Annotated in this window: 1 pseudogene; it reads left to right on the forward strand. The window is 59.8% G+C overall.

Features of this window, described 5'->3' with window-relative positions:
• Window positions 1-193 precede the first annotated feature (193 nt).
• Window positions 194-1,047 (forward strand): annotated as a pseudogene (locus tag PRZ03_RS23795) (IS3 family transposase); the annotation flags it as partial.
• Window positions 1,048-1,160 lie beyond the last annotated feature (113 nt).

Here is a 1,160-nt window from a genome sequence, read left to right on the forward strand (position 1 = left end):
CTGCTGGGCGGCCCGATGGCACACCAGAAGGCTTGGCGACATCAATTCGCACCATAACGGCAAGCCTCACCAGGAACTGCTTCAGTTGCTTGCTTCGGCAAAACGAATTTTGCAGGTCCGACTACTGACCTGCTCCCCCCCTACCGTACCAAGCAAAAGTAGTAGGGGTCCGCTTTTCAGGAGAATCGCGGACATGAGAAAGAGTAAATTTACCGAGGAACAGATCATTGGGTTCCTCAAACAGGCTGAGGCCGGCATGGCGGTGGCTGAGATCTGCCACAAGAGCGGCTTCTCGGATGCCACCTTCTACAAGTGGCGCGCCAAGTTCGGCGGCATGGAGGTGTCTGAGGCCAGACGGTTGAGGGAGTTAGAGGCGGAGAACGCCAAGCTCAAGCACCTGCTGGCCGAAGCGCATCTGGACATGCACGCACTCAAAAGCGTGCTCGGTGTAAAAAGATAGCCCCGCAGGCCAAGCGAGTGGCCATCAAACAGCTGATTGAAGAACATCAGCTGTCTGAGCGCCGCGCCTGCGGGCTTGTGGGGCTAAGCCGAGACAGCTACCGGCATCCGCCGGTGCCCAGCGCTCAGACCGAAGCGCTGAAGACCAAGATCGTGGAGATCGCGCATGTGCGCAGGCGCTTCGGCTATCGGCGCGTGCACGATCTGCTGCGTCCGGAGTTTCCGGGCGTCAATCACAAACGGGTGTATCGGCTGTACAGCGCAGCCGACCTGGCCGTGCGCAAGCGTAAGAAGGTCAAACGCCCGGTCGGCGAGCGCACGCCGCTGAGCACGGCTCGCCAAGTCAACGAGGTGTGGAGCATGGACTTTGTATCGGACAGCTTGGCCAATGGCCGGCGCATCAAGTGCTTGACCGTGGCCGATGACTACAGCCACGAGTGAGTGGACATCGCAGTCGACTATGGGATCAGCGGCTTGTACGTGACGCGCTTGTTGGATCAGGCCGCCAGGTTCAGGGGCTATCCCGCTGCTGTGCGAACCGACAACGGCCCGGAGTTCACCAGCCGCGTGTTCATTGCTTGGGTGCGGATTTCAGCGATCCCGGACAGTCATTTCAGCGTGATGGTGGACAGCGTTTCAAACTGATCGCGGACAGTTTGGGCGCGCGCAAGTGCCTGGGTTGATGGTAGCTCAGGTGTCCG

It is taken from the genome of Roseateles albus, from assembly GCF_028595345.1.
GTDB lineage: Bacteria > Pseudomonadota > Gammaproteobacteria > Burkholderiales > Burkholderiaceae_C > Paucibacter_A > Paucibacter_A albus.